The organism is Erythrobacter sp. SN6-5 (assembly GCF_057364945.1).
Map to the genome: position 1 here is coordinate 245,302 of NZ_CP200282.1, position 16,170 is coordinate 261,471.

At 56.6% G+C, this 16,170-nt stretch carries 11 protein-coding genes and 1 pseudogene; 3 read left to right on the forward strand and 9 right to left on the reverse strand.

The genetic code is table 11. The annotated features are described in order from the left end of the window. Positions 1–42 precede the first annotated feature (42 nt). Positions 43–2,631: an EAL domain-containing protein gene (locus tag AC0V6Z_RS01165; protein WP_472639606.1), complete on the forward strand. Its 2,589-nt coding sequence runs from the start codon at positions 43–45 to the stop codon at positions 2,629–2,631. Between the two features lie 111 nt (positions 2,632–2,742). Here AC0V6Z_RS01165 and AC0V6Z_RS01170 read toward each other — a convergent pair whose 3' ends face one another. Further along, positions 2,743–3,765 carry a DUF6607 family protein gene (locus AC0V6Z_RS01170; protein ID WP_472639607.1) on the reverse strand — a complete coding sequence of 341 codons (1,023 nt, stop codon included), beginning with the start codon at positions 3,763–3,765 and terminating at the stop codon, positions 2,743–2,745. An 18-nt stretch (positions 3,766–3,783) separates the two neighbouring features. Beyond that, positions 3,784–4,281, reverse strand: coding sequence for a TonB-dependent receptor domain-containing protein (locus tag AC0V6Z_RS01175; protein WP_472639608.1), 498 nt, complete (start codon positions 4,279–4,281; stop codon positions 3,784–3,786). Between the two features lie 251 nt (positions 4,282–4,532). Here AC0V6Z_RS01175 and AC0V6Z_RS01180 point away from each other — a divergent pair, with 251 nt between their 5' ends. Beyond that, positions 4,533–5,138, forward strand: coding sequence for a S41 family peptidase (locus AC0V6Z_RS01180; RefSeq protein ID WP_472640814.1), 606 nt, complete (start codon positions 4,533–4,535; stop codon positions 5,136–5,138). 197 nt (positions 5,139–5,335) lie between these two features. Here the strand turns inward: AC0V6Z_RS01180 and AC0V6Z_RS01185 are convergent, their stop codons facing one another. From AC0V6Z_RS01185 to AC0V6Z_RS01215, 7 genes and pseudogenes are all read right to left on the reverse strand, one after another. Further along, positions 5,336–7,627, reverse strand: a complete 2,292-nt coding sequence (locus AC0V6Z_RS01185) for a hypothetical protein (protein ID WP_472639609.1) — start codon at positions 7,625–7,627, stop codon at positions 5,336–5,338. Positions 7,628–7,888: 261 nt separating this feature from the next. Next, positions 7,889–8,878 (reverse strand): alpha/beta fold hydrolase, encoded by a 990-nt coding sequence (locus tag AC0V6Z_RS01190; RefSeq protein WP_472639610.1) that lies wholly within the window; start codon positions 8,876–8,878, stop codon positions 7,889–7,891. Further along, the gene (locus AC0V6Z_RS01195; RefSeq protein WP_472639611.1) at positions 8,841–9,473 is read right to left on the reverse strand and encodes an AfsR/SARP family transcriptional regulator; all 633 of its coding nucleotides are present in this window, start codon (positions 9,471–9,473) and stop codon (positions 8,841–8,843) included. The genes AC0V6Z_RS01190 and AC0V6Z_RS01195 overlap by 38 nt, the downstream gene beginning before the upstream one ends. 299 nt (positions 9,474–9,772) lie before the next feature. Next, positions 9,773–10,654: a DUF7825 domain-containing protein gene (locus tag AC0V6Z_RS01200; protein WP_472640815.1), complete on the reverse strand. Its 882-nt coding sequence runs from the start codon at positions 10,652–10,654 to the stop codon at positions 9,773–9,775. 72 nt (positions 10,655–10,726) lie between these two features. After that, positions 10,727–12,700 (reverse strand): annotated as a pseudogene (locus AC0V6Z_RS01205) (DUF6493 family protein); the annotation flags it as partial. Further along, entirely contained in the window at positions 12,697–14,064 is a 1,368-nt protein-coding gene (locus tag AC0V6Z_RS01210) for an SWIM zinc finger family protein (protein ID WP_472639612.1), read from the reverse strand. The pseudogene AC0V6Z_RS01205 and the gene AC0V6Z_RS01210, both read right to left, overlap by 4 nt. Positions 14,065–14,558: 494 nt before the next feature. Then, positions 14,559–14,993 carry an ion channel gene (locus tag AC0V6Z_RS01215; protein ID WP_472639613.1) on the reverse strand — a complete coding sequence of 145 codons (435 nt, stop codon included), beginning with the start codon at positions 14,991–14,993 and terminating at the stop codon, positions 14,559–14,561. 112 nt (positions 14,994–15,105) lie between these two features. On the opposite strand from AC0V6Z_RS01215, the gene AC0V6Z_RS01220 reads away from it, so the two are divergent. Next, positions 15,106–16,164, forward strand: a complete 1,059-nt coding sequence (locus AC0V6Z_RS01220) for an efflux RND transporter periplasmic adaptor subunit (RefSeq protein WP_472639614.1) — start codon at positions 15,106–15,108, stop codon at positions 16,162–16,164. Positions 16,165–16,170: the final 6 nt, after the last annotated feature.

Consider the following 16,170-nt stretch of genomic DNA (forward strand, 5'->3'; position numbering starts at 1 on the left):
GAAGGTATCTATCAAGGCGGAATGGGGAAACAGGGGACTGACATGAGCAGACTGATCAAAGGATGGACCGCACTGCTTGCGGCTGCATTAGCGGTCTCTATGCCGGTGTCCGCCGCGGCGACTGCCCCTGCCCCCGCTGGCGCATTCGAAGACACGATTGCTGAGGCGAAGTCCCTGATGATGGGCGATTCTGCACAGGCGCTTAAACTCGCCCGTGAAGCCAAAGATCTCGTTTCAGGCGACACTCAAGCTGAGGCCAAGTCACGCCTGACCGCGCAATGGCTCGAAGGCGAAGCCCTGATGCGGCTCAATCGCGGCGACGAAGCGCAAACAATCATCGCATCGGCATTGAACGAAGTGGCTGAAAGCTTCCCTGGCGACAAACTGCACGCTGATCTGTTGCGTTCGCAAGCTTCTTATAAGGCTCGACAGGCTGAATATGGCGAAGCTCTCTCGTTCTTCCTCGAAGCGGATGAGCGCTACAAAGCTCTGGGCGAAAACCGCAGCCGCGCGATTGTGCTGCAAAATATCGGTTCGCTCTATTCTGATGCGCGAGATTATGAACGCATGCTCGGCTATTACCGCCAGGCGGGCGAGGCCTATCCTGAAGACAACGCCCTCGCCCTCTCAGCACACAACAACACCGGCAACGCGCTGAAGCAGCTCGATCGGTTGGAAGAGGCCGAGGACGAATTTCGTCAGGCGCTATCGGTGGCGGGGAAGATGTCGAGCCCGCTGCTAGAAGCTCGGATCCTGACCAATATCGCATCGACCCAATATCTGAACGGTCAATATGCCGCTGCGGAAGACACGGCGGCGCGCGGCCTGCGCATCGCATACGACCAAGCGCCAGAATGGCGTCCATTCCTATATGGTGTGCGCGCACAAATCGAACTCAACCGCGGTGACCTGAATCGCGCCGGTGAATACATCGGCCGCGCATTTGACGGTCAGAAACTGGATGCGACCTCGCCTCTGTTCCGCGATTTTCACGATGCCGCCCACAAAATTTATTCTGCGCTCGGAGAGTACAAGCTCGCCGCCGATCACTTGGCCGCATTTCACCGGATTGAGGGCCAGGCACAGGACCTCTCCGCTGTCGCCAACAATGCCCTACTTGGTGCTCGCTTCGATGCAGAAAACAGAGAGCTGCGCATTTCGAAGCTGTCGGCAGAAAAAGAAGCGAACGAAGCCCGTCTGACCAGTGCGCAGAACCAAGTGTACTTGCTCTCAGCCGTCATCGGCCTCGTCATCGCTGCCTTCGTTGTCGCTCTCCTGATCCTGCGTACAGTGAACCGCAGCCGGGCCGCGATTAGCGCCGCGAATGAGAAGCTTACCTATGTGACCCAGCATGACAGCCTGACCGGGCTATTCTCGCGCGATCACTTCCGCAGCCAGCTTGAAAGCGTCTCTCAAACCTGCGCAGAAACCGGTGAACAAGGCGTTCTGATGCTGATCGACCTTGATCGATTTAAGCAGGTGAACGATGTGTACGGCCACGCGGTCGGCGACAAACTGCTGGCAAAAGTGGCAGAGCGTTTCCGCACTGCTGCTGGGCCAGATGCCGTTATCGGCCGTTTGGGCGGCGACGAATTTGGCCTGTTCCTGCGGCCATCAACCAGCATTGAAGAAGCAGCCAAGGTTGCTGATAAGCTCATCGAGCAAGTTGGCGAGCTTTACCAGGTTGGCGATTTCGAACTCGCAGTTGGCGCATCGATTGGCCTGACGTCAATCACCGGCGGCGTGTCCGACAGTGTGTTGATGACCAATGCTGACCTTGCTCTCTACGAGGCCAAGCACCGCGGCCGCGGCACCCACGTGTCCTATGCGAAGAGCATGCGTGATCGCCTCGAAGATCGCTCTGACCTTGAAAACGATCTCTCGGCTGCGCTTGAGAACGGCCAGCTGTCGATTTCTTATCAACCAATCATCAGTGGTTCGAACCGCGAAGTGATGGGCCATGAAGCCTTGATGCGCTGGAACCACCCCGAACGAGGCATCGTCCCACCAAGCGTGTTCATCCCCATCGCTGAAGAAGCTCTGCTGATAGAACAGCTCGGTGCGTGGATGCTACGGTCCGCATGCGCAGAGGCCGTAAACTGGCCGGAGCATGTCAAACTTACCGTCAATGTCTCGTCCTTGCAGCTTACGACCGGCGCGTTCCTCGCAACCGTGGTCGATGCGCTGGCTTCGAGCGGCCTTGCTCCAAATCGCCTGTTGCTGGAGCTCACTGAAACAATCCTGCTTGAAATGGACGATGAGCTTGAAGCTCAGCTCAAGAGCCTTCGAGAGCTTGGCGTGTCGTTTGCGTTGGATGATTTTGGCCGCGGTTATTCATCGCTCAACTACATCGAGAAAATGAACTTCTCGATGATCAAGATTGACCGCGATTTTGTGCAAGCTGCGGCAGCTGGTTCGCGCAAGAGCCAAGCGGTTGTGACCGCTATCGTCTCGTTGGCGCGCTCGCTGGAGATTGATGTGACGGCAGAAGGTATCGAGCAAGAAGAGCAAGCTGAAGCGATGCTTGCGCTCGGTTGCTCTTGCTTCCAGGGCTTCCACTTCGGGCGCCCTGAGCCGGTGGCGCATGACGGTTCTGAGGATGATGACGTCTCTGCTCTGAAAGTGGCTTGAGCGGGTTATACACCAACCACGCCAAGGCCGAGAATACGGTTCGATACCTTGGGGGAAAGAGTGGCCTGCAAACTGAAGTGGTAGTGGACCGCCCAACTTGCTTTCGCCCACTCAATACCCAGCATCCTTCGCATCTGCGCTAGCCATCGCGGTCGCCGGGGCAGCGGCGGCAGTGCGGATCAAAGTCTGAGCCTCAGCAATAGCAGCCACTTGTTCCATCTCGTCGGCCTGGATTTGCGTGCCCATCTCAAGCAAACGGCCACTGATCACGGTACCTGTGTTTGCCTCTTCTTCGACGGTCACGCCATTGCCGCTTGCAATCGCCTTGTCCCATTCTGCTCGAACCACCGCCCAGTACTCTTCAGTTGCTGTCCAGTATGCGTCAGCGGCTTGGGTCGGATAGCCGTCAAACGCGACATAAGTGTTAAGCACACTCTCCTGTACATAAGGCACTGCTTTACCATCGACCCACTTCATCTTGGTGTTGTCCTGCCAGTGAATCCAGCCGCCAGGAAAAGGCTGATGACGGTTGATCGATTGGTAGTGGTCATATTCGGGGCTGCGCGTGGCATCGCGCCGCGCGAGTGGCCGTACCGTCCAATTGGAACGCCAGCGACGCACGCCATTGGTGGTTTCCCACTGGCCCCAGCCAGCATAGCGCGGGCTGTCATCAACCTGATACACTGTTTGCGACCAACGGCCGACACGCATGGGCTCGGGCACATCTTCGAGCACCCATTTGCCCCTGCTGTTGTACGTCACGATTTGCTTGGGCTCATATTCCCAATCTTGCCGCCAATGCTTGATAACAAATGGATTTGCCTCTGGACCAACAACCAGCAGGTGCTGCAGCACGATCTTGCGGCCCGTATCCTCGATTACCCGCACGCTTTCGTGCCCGCCAGAGATTTTGGCATCAATCGGCTCATAGTCTTCGCGCCATGGCGTGGTTTCTTTCATGTCGAAAGTGACCTTGAAATCGCCCGCCATTGCCAGAATATCGGCACGGTCCGCCTCGAAAGAGGCGCTTTCTTGTGCGGCGGTGCGCTGGTCAATTGGAGCGTCGGCGAGCGCTGGACTGGCGGCGAGAGCGATGGCGCAGACAGCGCTGCCAATTAGGTTTGGAAGTTTCATGGGTTCATTCTCCAAAGGTCAAAAGGTGGCGCTAAGCGAGACGCTGAAATTGCGGCCAGGCTGAGTGAAGGCCTCGGTGATGTCGGACGTTTCGGTGAGGCCGCGAACATCGCTCCAATAGGAATAAGTCTCATCCGTGATGTTGAAGAGACCAGCTCTGAGCGTGAACATGTCGTTGAAGCGATAGAATGCTGTCGCATCAAGAATCGCGAATTCGGCCGGGCGAAAGCAGGCATCACTGCAAACGCCGACGGTTTCATTCGCCTCCTTACGCGCATTGTAAGTCACGATTAGGTCGCCGCCGAACCGGCGGTCTGGATCACGGTAGCCGATGCCGAACACTGCATTGAGCGGATCTATGGTTGAGAGTGCGGCGATGGGTGCGCCGGGCGACCTAACTTCACCATCGGCATAGGCGATTGCAAAACGGGCGCGAAAACCGTTTTCGGCTTGGTAACTGGCCCGTGCCTCGACACCGTGAACCTTCACGCTGTCGAGGTTGATGAATTGGAACACCGCTGGATCAAACGGAGAGAGACGGTCATGTTAACCTCACCAGAGAAGATCGGTTCTTCAACGCTGGAAGGCCTAAACTAAGGCAACGCCTAGCAGTAGCATGGGCGCAAACTGACCGAAGCGTAACTGAGAGGCAATTCGTCGCGGACTGGAGCCGGACGGTTAGGGACTCCGCGATCGACCTGTTGGACGTTGGCACTCACCGCGTCGGCGCAGATGCCGCTCTCGAATGGGGAGTGATTAGCGGTACTGTGGGTTATCTGCGGATAAACCGCTTCAGTGGATTCCTGGAAAAGTCTCCGTCAAGGCAAGCTGAACTCTCGGCCCTCAGAGAGAGCTTGGAATGCATGAGCAATGACCTCGAACCAACCGAACGAATAGTATTGGATGTCGCCCACAATGGCGGCGGCAACGACGCAGCGGCGATGACCGTCGTTGAACACTTTCTCGACCTGCCCCGCGATGTGTTGACCTACCGCGTCACTGGCGTGCCGGATCAAACCGTTCGCTTGTCGCCGTCGCGTGACAAAGAACCGAAGCGCATCCAACTGGTATCAAGCGAGATTACAGCGAGCGCGGCTGAGGCATTCGTCCTCATGATGCGCGCACTGCCGCACGTCGAACATGTCGGAGAGACCACAAGAGGCGATATCTCATCGCTTCTCCCGAAACCTCTACCGCGCGGGTTCCGCGTGACAGTCGCGTATCAGCAGGTGCTGGACGCCGATGGTAATTGGTACGAAGGCCAAGGAATCCTTCCCGAACGAAAGGTTGACCTATTCCCAGAAAACGGACTGTTCACCGGCTATGCGGATGCAATCCAGTTCCTCGCGGACGACGTAGGTTCGATGCCTTGAATCGATATTCTTCTCGAACGGCATCAGCGCGATATATCTACTCTTGGCTGGCGTCCGTTATGGGTCGTTAGTTGACGGTCCACTTTGCGATTTTTGACTACCTAAAGCAGACAGACCGTAATCGACCCAAATACAGACATTCGAAAGAGCAAGAATGGGTCAGGAGAGGTTTACTCCTGACCCAATAGTCTTGAGTTTTAGAACTCTCCTGCGATGCCTGCCCGCACGCTGGTGGAGTTGCCGCCTGCGTAGGTTACCCCTGCGGTGATGGCGAAGTCGCCTTCGAACCGATGCATCAGTCCAGCGGAGAAACCAACTTCGCCGCGGTACGTCGCGACATTGCTGGCATAGCTGGTTTTACCCGCTGCACTTGGGAAGTGCGGAGAGGCTTGCGCAGCGATGGAAGCAATGCCCCGCTGTGCATCGCGGTCAATTGTGCTGGTGAGGTCGAACAAAGTGTTCACCCTTCCTGACAGCGCATCGAACTGAGCGGTTCCCACTTGTGAAACGGTGTTGAGGGCGCGGCGGACATTGTCGACTGAGGCGGCGGTTGCAACGCTCTGGCGGCCAAGCGTGCCATTCGCGTCGACGGTCACCGCATCCACGGGGCCAACCTGCGCAGCCGTGGAGGCGTCAATGTCGCCAATCCGCACCGAGGATCCATCTCCGCCCAGCGCAACCTGATTGTTCGCAGTGGACGCTGCCTGAAAGCCAACTGCGGTCGAATTGTTGTGCGTCACGCTCGCCTCGCGGCCAACAGCGGTACCAAATTGTGCGGTTACCTCGCTTGAGCTGCCCACCGCTGTACCCGCGCTGCCGCTGACATTGGCTTGAAAACCAACCGCAGCCGCTGAGTTGGCTGTCGCAGCGATGTTCACACTAGTCCCAATGCCGGTCGAGAAAGCGCCCTCAACGCGGGCTGAGTTGCCGATTGCGGTCGCATTGAGCGACCGCGCTTGAGAACCCGTCCCAAAAGCCGACGTCCCGTTCGAAGTCGCGACCGAGCGCGCACCCACAGCCGTTGCCAAAGCGCCATTGGTCCGCGCCCTTGCGCCAAACACAGACGCCTCCTGACCAATCGCATTCGTACCCGACCCCACAGCACTCGCATCCTGACTGCTCGCAACAGAATCCGCACCAAGAGCAATCGACGCAATACCCGTCGCCTGTGCTCTGGCGGCACCGGCAAAGCTGCTCACACCGCTGGCAACAGACACTGCACCAATTGCAGTTGCGCCTTCAGCCGTTGATTGTGCCCCAGAGCCTCCTTCTGAACCCAAGTTGCCGCCAATAGCGGTGGCGCCCGTTGCGCTGGCGGCTGAACTGAATCCAACTGCCACAGAGGTTCCGCCGGTTGCATCGGCTCCCGCGCCAAAGGCAGATGCTCCGTCCCCGGTCGCGCTGCTGATCAAACCGACACTTGTCGCAAATGTCCCGGAAGCAGATGAGTCCTCGCCGAGCGCTACGGCTGCCGAGCCTTCTGCGGATGCGTCATGCCCGATAGCAATCGCTCCTCCTGAGGTTGTGCTTGCAGTGCGACCAATTGCAATTGAATCGTCTGACAAAGCATTGGCATCCGCACCCAGCGCGACCGCCGCACGGCCGGTTGCCTGCGCGCCCGTGCCGCCTTCGCCGTTCTCGTCGCCGCCGATTGCGATTGAGCCAACACCGCTCGCATTGGTGTTATTACCAAGCGCTACCGCGGAGTTTGCAGTCGCAGCAGCCTCTATGCCAATTGCGGTGCTTAAAGAAGAATCTGCGAAGGCGAGATCGCCAATTGCGATAGAGCCGAATCCACTGGCATCGGATTCTGAGCCGAGAGCAACCGATTCATTTCCGGTCGCCTGAGCGTTTTCGCCAACAGCGGTTGCACCATCACCGCTGGCCGTCGCGCCCGAGCCGACTGCAGTCGAAATATCTCCACGGGCGTTCGCTCGGCTTCCGACCGCCGTGGTGCCGAACATGCTCGCAACAGCGTCCGAACCAATGGCTGTCGCATTAATATCAGTGGCTTGCGCGCCCAGAGCGTCTGCGTCGTTGCTGTTGCCGCCAATGGCGGTTGCACCATTCTGCGTAGCGTTCGTAGCCACGCCAATTGCCGTAGAACCAGACCCAGAGGCGACGCTGTTAACGCCGAATGCATTCGAATTGTCGCCGCTCGCGTTTGCCGAAACGCCTACTGCAGTGGTTTGTACACTTGTAGCTCGGCTGATAGTGCCAACTGCCGTTGAATTTCCCCCAGTGGAAACTGAGTCTGCGCCAATCGCTGTTCCCCTGAGTGACGATGCATCGGCGCCTACTCCGCAAGCGAGCGTGTCATCATCACCATTGTCGTCGGTGGCATCGCCAGTGGTATCGACATTTGTATCGGCATTGCCATCACCATTGGTGTCGAGCAGGCAGGTTTCGGCCTGCGCGGGGTCGGGTTGGAAAGTCAGCGAAGCCAAAGTTGCTGTGGCGGCAGTCGAAAGCAAAAGTGTCTTTTTCATGTTTGGTGTCCCTGTCTTGATGTTTTTCACAAAACAGACGAGGCGCTTTGCTGCCCTGAAAGCAGCGGCCCAATGAGGTGTGACCAATTGGAAGGGTCGTACGATGACCAATCAGCCACACCTCACCGGCAGGGCGCCTCGTCTTCGCAGGACGTGATGACAGGCGACCGTTGTAATGAGCGTTGTAAAAAGCGTGGTAAGACCGTTGTAATTTGCGCTTTGATCCACTTTTCTTGCGAGAAAACGACCTTTTTCGGATTTTCAGCCAGATTTCAGGAAATCTTGGACCAGTTCAACGAATCGGGTCGAAGCCGGTTCTCGGCCCAATAACAGGTGATTCTGGCTCTCAACGCTGGCCAGCTGCGCACCCGGAATCCGCGATGCGATGGAGCGCCCTGTCGCAAACGGGATGCGCATATCCCCGCGGCTGTGAACCACCAACGTCGGGCATTGCACTTTTGCCAAGTCATCCCGCACATCGATGGTTGAGAACGCCTCCAGAAACCGCACGGCATTTTCTGCCGATGTGGTGAGGCGTTGAAACTCATCAAACCAGTCGAGTTCTTCCGGGCTCGCATCAGGCATAAAGGTGCGCGAGAAAACGTGGCGGTAGGCCGGATTGTCCATGCCCCATCCAGTTTCGGTCAGAACCATCACGGCCTCGCGTTCCCGCACTTGATCGGGGGTCGCGTCAAATCGCCACCCTTGATCATAGGCACCGAACAGGATCAGCTGAGAAACCCGCTCTGGGTACAGCGCGGCATAGCGGATCGACACGGCAGCCCCTTGGCTGATGCCCAGCAATGGGAAGCGCTCCAGCCCAGCCGCATCTACGACGCATTCTAAGTCTTCAACAAATTTGTCGAACGTGATCTCGTCGGCATCCCAATCGGATAGGCCGCATCCACGCTCATCATAACGGACGAAATTGTGCGACCTGGATAACTCTTTGAATAGAGGGCTCCACACCGGGGCATCCCAATCAAGCTCCAGATGGTTCAGCCAATTGGCCGCCTTTACCAACGGCGGATTGGCCGCATCGCCGACACTGGCCCAGGCGATCGAGACACCGTCACCGCTATCAACGAAACGGATTTGCTGCTCTTCAGGCGCGAGCAAATCGCGCGGTGTGGTGAGTGCTTTGTCGGCCTCCTGCTCGATCTCAAAGACGGGCGGTTCGATACCTGCTTCGCCAAAGGTCTTGCGCAGATGGCTAAGCCAGTCCAGTTGCAGCCGCGCGGCCAGCAGCATGGTATTTGGTTTCAAATGCAGTGTGGGCCGCCCCGCGCGAATAAGGCGTCTGCCGCATCCAACGCTCAGCCCATTTGTCCCGCGTTTGCCAGGGCAGTTCATCTTCCCTTGCAAAACGTTTGGCCACGCTGGCGCGCAATCCCACGTAATCCTGCCGGTAGCCCTCAAGCCAAGTCATAAATTCAGATTGATTGGGCAACTCGCAATCAACCAGCGGCAGCCCAGACATTGCCTTCCAAACCTCGTCCGCTTCTTTTTCGGTCTGGTAGCCGCAATTGGCGAGGTCGTTCAGCTTGTCTCTGTCAAACAGCGCTTGGCTGCTGTCGAACCAGATCGTATCTCGATTAGAATTGACCGGTTCATACCCGTCAGCGTTCACCAGTGTTCTGAGTTTTGAAAGCGACCAGCGAAGCCCGGCCAGGGGATCATCGGTGTTGTCCCAGAACAGCTCACACAGATCGCGCCGCGAATGCCGCTTGCCTGTGATCGCGAGATAAGCGAGCAGGGCGCGGGATTTGCGGGAAGATGGAAGCTCGAGAAGCGCTTCACCGCGCCGGATCTCAAACGGTCCGAATGTCTGAATCTCAAGCGTCATGGCTTACTGCAACCCTGATTTGCGACCCACACTTACGTCAATAGCAACCAGAGACAGGGGTCAAGCGGATAGCGTGGTTCCTTACGCTGCTATTCGCAGCATAGACTGAGCAACAAACAGTCTACGCGAGCTAACGTCTGCTCCCACCCCCATAGGGAGACGAGCTGCTAGGCGCGGGCTGCGGCTCACTAGCTGTCTATCAGTTTACTCGGTTTGATCGCCAAAAGCCGACAGTTCGCAAACGACCCAGTAACGGACGAAACCCTCACCCGGCCTTGCGAATGGATGTAGGAAGAAGCTTAAGCTGAACTTTCCAATAGTTCCTTCGCCAGCTTGGCAGCTTTGTTCTTTCCACTAAGTTTTTCCAAGTTGGAGCGCATCGGCTGCGAGAGCGGGAGGCCGCTCACAGCCTGCGTTTCACTCAAGCTTTCGAGCAGGTAAAAAGCGTTGCGCTGCGTAAAGTCGAAGCCCGAAAGCCAATGCTGAAGGGTTTGGCTGATTGCCAAAGCATGCAAGGGCGAGGCTTGCCCGACCTGCGTAAGGCTCGCGCCCACTCGATTGAATTTGATCCACTCGCCGTCCGCAAGCTTGGTCATAACTTCGCCAAACTCAACCGGGTCGAAGGTGCAGTTGTCAATCCCTTCGATCATCGCGTCGATCGCAAGGCCTTTCGCGTCAGCATCCTTCCCAACAAGGCCGAGAGCGAGCATCAGATGCCCTCCTTCCCCCCAAGGGCGACCTTTCACGAACAGCGCATCAAAAAGACCATAAGTGGGCGACCAATTGCTCGAATCCTCATCGATTCGTGCCATTAGCGCTTGCGTCGCACGGAAATAGGCGGCGGTTGCATCGAGTGGCCAAACAAAGGGAAGCAATTGCGAGACCCATACGCAATTGAGCTCAGATGACCAGAAATGGCGCGGCTTGGCATGTTGATTGGCTGCGGCGGTTGGAATGTCTCTCCAGTCCGGGACTGGTCTCAGCTTAGACTTGCCAAAACCGAGAGAGAACAGCTTCCCCTTTTTCGACCCTATGCTTTGCGGTCCTTCTGCCGCCGACACCGAAAACTGGAGCGATGGTACCTTCCAGCGCATGTTCTGATAGCTCTCAGCCTTGTGGGATGTCGACCATTCGTATCGCGCTGGCCTGACACTCCCTGGCCAATCATCCAGCACGCGCATGCTCGCGAACTCCTCGCTCCAATTGCGAGAAGGATCATGCGCACGGGCGGCGCAAATCCAGGCAGGATAATGGACTGCGTCATTCATTTCTGGATGCTCATCGCCGCCAAGCGCAAAGCGCGCAATCCTGCCTGTATCGCCGGGCACGGTTGCAATTTTACCTAAGGCCTCTTCGCGATTGTCAATTGCAAGCCGAAGGAGCGATCGGTGAAAATCGATCGAACCGGGTAACTCTGGATCCTCTGACGCCATTTGAAGACGTTCCACCCAGTCCAGCGGGTCGATCCAACCACCACGATGGGTTGGCGTGCAAAGGAGTTGCTTTGGTACCCGGTTCCCGACACTCACCGAAATCTCTCGCAAATGCGCGATCATTGGAATGAAGACGTTCTCACGAGAGTAGTAGGGGATGTCGTTGCTGTTCGCTGGGTGCTCGCTACCTTTTGCCCAGGAATAGATCAGCGCGCGCAGATTCTCGCCAACACCGGGAGGTGCTGACCCTATCCCGTTCTGACTTGGCACACCTTGGCTTATCCTATGGATCAATGGTGCGACACGCTGGTCGAAATCATCCGGGCGCTGGTCGGCAAATCGACTGATCGCGTCCACAATCCGCTCGATCTCATCCGCGCTATCGACCACTTCGACCGCATGAAAGGCAGCGTCGATCAACTCGCTCAGCGTAGCAATAGGTTCGATGCGGTCCTCGTCGAACAGAACTTTGGCTGAAAGGATGTCCGCGCTCAGCGCCTGATAGGATACTGGTGTAAGGGAGGCAGCTTCTGGCTTTACCGGTTCAAGACCGGACTTTGCCAAGAGCGCTGCAAACTGTCTCTGGTTGCTCGCAAGAACAAAGCTCGAAGCCGCGTTGATGCTCTCCCAATGCGCCTGGTCCAACACAGCGGAATTGGCGTCTAGCAACGCGATAGCCTTTTCCTGCACATCCGAGTTTTCGTGCCGCAATGCTTCGCTCACGCCCCCGAGAGCCGCCGGATCGATCGCGCCTGCTTTGCCGCAGCGTTTGATGATTCTCTCAAGCAACTTGAGCGCAGAGATCGCTGTTCCCTTTGCGGGATGCGCGAAAATCGCGTTCAGCTCACGAATTGCAAGGGTGGTATCGAGTTCACCAAATCCTTCGACCTTAGTGAGCATATCGACCGCAAATTTCTGCACATGGCCAACCTTATGGCAGAGCAGGTCGATCAAACCCGACTGGCGAAAGAGCAGTTCGTCTTTGGTCGGACTCAGGCTCTTGAAGAACTTGGAATAGCCAGACAGCTGGTTTTGTTTGATATCAGCTCGCAAGCCGGACAGCGCGAGATCGAGCAATTTTTCCCGACTGTAGTGCCCTTCATCAGAGAGCCTCTTGAGCGCGGCACTCCAGCTTTCCCAATCGTCACCTGCGCCTTTTTGTAGCCACGAGTTGGTGTTGAAGGCGTTAGTCTCCGCTCGAAAGAGGCCTTCGATATCGTCCAGCATGTCTGGTTCGTCGAGCAACTGTTGTGTAATTGGAGGGACACACTCATCCCTTCGAGGGCCGTAAAATCCAGTGCGCATCAAATGACCAGCGAACATGCGATAATAGCCATCGGCTTTGGGCTTTTCACAGGCACCGTTTTTGATCCATCGGCGAATGGTCGCGAATTCGAGATGGGTCCATTCCTTTTCGAGCTCGTGCTCGATCCAGTCGTTCAACCAATCTGGCTTGCGGTCGCCCAAAATGGCGTCCCGTTGGTCGGGGTAGGTGTAGTAGTCTTGCTTCTTGGCTGCGGAGAGCGGACCGCAGGCGTAGATCGCCAACGCGGCGCGTTTGGTCTCTTCACGGTTCCAGGGGCCATACCCCATTTTGTCTTTCTTTTTCACGGCAAGTTTCAGCGCCTCCGAAGCGCCCGCATTCACCTTGCCACGATTGAGTTGAGAGAAGAGCTTTTGCGCGGTGGTTGAAAGTTTGGCGCGATCGGCTTCGGGCATCCCGGCGAAAGCTCGAGGAATGTCGCGCGGGTCATCGCCAGAAAGGATCAGGTTTTCCAATTGCTCGGGGTTCATTGTGCAGCCCCATTTTTACTGATTTCCTCGTCCAACAATGAGGCGGCAAGGATATGTTTGCATGGGCCGCGCTGCCCCTGATACTTGCTGAACCAAGGACAGGTGCAGGCCTCACGATCCGGGCCAAAGCGGACACGGTGCATGGTGCCGGTACCTGCGACCTCGAAGATCGCGCTGCCTTCCTCATCATTCTCTGCCAGGCATTTGACTTTGCCTGCATCAATCAGTTTGCGCGCATTGATAAGGCGAGGCTGCATTGCCTCGACCTTGCCAAGATCAAAGGGTAACTCGCGATGGAAGTAATGCGCACCGCCCGCATCATAACCTGCAAGACCTCGGCTGCCGAGCACAGCGAGCGCGCCCTTGACGTCGTGTGGTGTGACACCCAAGTGCGCGGCAAGGCCTTCGGGATCGACTTCCGATTGCCATTTAAGGCCAGCTCTAACCTCCGCAATCACGGCCTCTTCTGGCGGGTTCGCAAGCGCTGAGAGCACCTGCCCTTCCCCAGAAAAGCCACGATAGACCTCGGGGCTGATAAGGAGGAAGAACGAGCCTTGCTCATAGCAAACCTCCCACGCGCTCGCTCCGCTGGAATCGTCAGCCCACACCTTCAAGGTTTTGGCCCGCAATAGAAGCGGTTCAATCACTTTCACACGATGCGTCCCTAGAATGGGCACCGCCCCGCGTTGCTCGCGCTGGCTTGCCCGGATCGAGCGTCCTGAGGAGATCGCATAGGTTGGGCGCTTGGGCCCGCTAGCCTTCGGGAGCGAGCGCAGGAAGCGCAGGGCATCAGCAGCAGGCACCTCCATCTTGAGGTCGAGCCGCGGCAAATAGGCCTGCACCTCGCTGAACCCCTTAATCCAGCGCAACGGCAACTTCACCTTTTTCTCTACCGTGCGCTCATTGCCTTTGGAGAGCACAACTTCATGAGCGCCAACCGCAAACTCAACTTGCTCATCATCGCGCAGTCGCAACAGCGCATTCCGCATGTCGGTATTGAAATCGACGTTGGTCGTACCGCGTCCGTGGCAATCACCTTCGAACACGCCTTCAGGCAAGTCGACGCGCGCGTAGACCCCGCAGCACCCGCTGAAACCTTCTAGCCGAAGCAAGTTTTCGTTGCTGGTCAGCACCGGGTCGAGATTGGGCGGGATAGGTAGAAAGAAATGCGTGCCGACAACTTCGCTCAGCACATAGAGCAACTCGCCGGTTATTCTGGGCTGGCGCAACTTGCCGTCGAAGAAGTGCGGCTTTGCGTGGTCAGCATCGCATGTCGCCAAAGAAAGCTGAGGCCTACCGTGATCGTTTGCCGCCAATCCCGATGGGAATGCATATTGATATGTGAAATCAAGCGAAGCTGACATGTGATCCTCCTGCGATTGGAAGACTAATCACCACTCAATTCATGTCAAAGAGAGATAGTCGAACACACCACCTTTTTCTGAAAGTTCGTTTAACCTAGACACGGTGAGCGACTTATCATCACGAAATGCCAATGTCCGCTTTCACTCCCAAAGAGCGGACTGGATCATGATCCAGCCGCAGTCCTGTAAGCAGTCCATCAGCTCTGTCGAGCTAACAGCCATAAGCGGACCGGCTGGTCACGACCCAGTTGCTGACATCGCGAAAAACTGCAATCACATTGGCATGCGCTGGCCATATCCACGAATACCGGAGTTGTGCAGAGGACTGCCTTCCTCTTTTGCAGAAGGCGAGAGGAAGTTTGATCGACGGGTCAAAGTTAAGTTCCCGGTTGGCAGTCGCGAAACCGACTTGATCTCTCAGGTTAGCGAAGCTGGTTTTGCTATAGATCGAAGCCAAGCCAAATGTCGTTCGGCGACAATTACTCGTGGCTTGATCATGAAGACACTTTGGTCTGTCCGGCTCTCAGCTGGACAATGAACTCGATCAAGAACGCTGTGACTAGGCTAAACAGAATAAGCCCGTTGGCTGCGATAATTCCGGAGAGAAGACGCCAGTCTTTGCCTATAACCACATCCCCAAAGCCGAGTGTGGTGAACGACACGACGGAGAAATAGACAGCCTCTTCCATGGTGTCGAATTGACCAAGGACCATAAACGCGCCTGACCAAATCCAGACTGAGACAGTAAGCGCACCGAGCATCCATAGTACGACGGCTGAAAGCGATACCATCAGCTTTAAGAGCCGATGACCAGCGACCATCCAGTCCCCCAGCCGTGTGAGAGCCATAGTGGCCGCGGCTATAAAGCCGACCGTTACAAAAATGCTGATGCAAACGATGCTAGCACCGACGAGCAATTGGATGACCATATTTCGCGTTTGCCTCAGTGACTGACGGTTGCTTACCCACGTAAATTGCTGCAGCACTTGTGTCGAGGCGCACGACTTTAGTCGATTCTTTTCGTTCAAGGGGAGCTACTTGGTGGGATATGCTCGGTGGAAGTTGGGTGCGATTGCCTTGCTGGCTGCGCTTGCGGGCTGCTCAGGCGGTGATGTCGATGATCCTGAGATCGTAAGGCCTGCGAAGTTGCTAACCGTCGAAGCCGCCGATGAACGGCTTGACGTGAGCTTTCCGGCTATCGTTGAAGCTCGAAGTTCCTCAACCCTTACGTTCCAGGTTGGCGGATTGCTCGAAGCCTTTCCGGTTTCCGAAGGCCAATTTGTGCGTAAGGGACAGCCTATCGCGCGGCTGTCGCAGCGCCGATACCAAAATGCGGTCAATTCTGCGCAGGCGCAGTTTGCGACCGCACAAGGTGAGTTTGACAGCGCAAGCGCGCTTCTCAAAGAGGATGCAATCGCCGCTATCGTTGTCCAACAACGAAGGGCGCAGCGCGATGTTGCAGCCGCCACGCTCGACAGCGCTAAGAAAGATCTTGCCGACACGGTCCTTCGCGCACCGTTTAGCGGAATCGTTGCAGAAAAACTTGCAGTTCGGTTTGAAAATGTGAGCGCACAGCAGGACATTGTGAAACTACAATCGACCGGCGCAGCAGAAGCCGTAGTGAGCGTACCGGCAAGCCTGGTTCCTCGCTTCGCAAATCGCGCGCCAACAGACGAATACGTGGTCTTGTCCGGCGCGCCTGATGTTCAGATACCAGGCCGTTTCCTTTCGGCTCGAACGCAGGCCGATACTCAGTCCCAAACCTTTACCGTAAAATTCGCGTTCGACCCACCTACTGGCGTGACGGTCCTTCCTGGAATGACCGGAACTGTGTTTGTGAGCCGCGACCTCTTGGCAAACGAATTGCAGGGTGATGGCGTGAGCTTACCTGTTGGTGCAATCCTGTCCGATGGGAAGGCGCGCTTCGTGTGGGTGGTGGATCGCAAGACCATGACGGTTTCAAAGCGCAAGGTTACGGTCGGAGAGGGTACTGGTGCAGAGGTGCCAATTACGGCTGGTCTAAAGCCAGGAGAGACCATAGTCGGCGCAGGTGCAGCTTATCTCCACGAGGGGATGAAGATTCGTCCCTATGAAGGTTGAGGGCGA

Bases quoted from the DNA above. Each gene is read 5' to 3' on its own strand.
- AC0V6Z_RS01210 (WP_472639612.1), bottom strand. From the start codon at position 14,064: ATGTCAGCTTCGCTTGATTTCACATATCAATATGCATTCCCATCGGGA.
- AC0V6Z_RS01215 (WP_472639613.1), bottom strand. From the start codon at position 14,993: ATGGTCATCCAATTGCTCGTCGGTGCTAGCATCGTTTGCATCAGCATT.
- AC0V6Z_RS01185 (WP_472639609.1), bottom strand. From the start codon at position 7,627: ATGAAAAAGACACTTTTGCTTTCGACTGCCGCCACAGCAACTTTGGCT.
- AC0V6Z_RS01170 (WP_472639607.1), bottom strand. From the start codon at position 3,765: ATGAAACTTCCAAACCTAATTGGCAGCGCTGTCTGCGCCATCGCTCTC.
- AC0V6Z_RS01190 (WP_472639610.1), bottom strand. From the start codon at position 8,878: ATGCTGCTGGCCGCGCGGCTGCAACTGGACTGGCTTAGCCATCTGCGC.
- AC0V6Z_RS01165 (WP_472639606.1), top strand. From the start codon at position 43: ATGAGCAGACTGATCAAAGGATGGACCGCACTGCTTGCGGCTGCATTA.
- AC0V6Z_RS01200 (WP_472640815.1), bottom strand. From the start codon at position 10,654: ATGCGCGTGCTGGATGATTGGCCAGGGAGTGTCAGGCCAGCGCGATAC.
- AC0V6Z_RS01195 (WP_472639611.1), bottom strand. From the start codon at position 9,473: ATGACGCTTGAGATTCAGACATTCGGACCGTTTGAGATCCGGCGCGGT.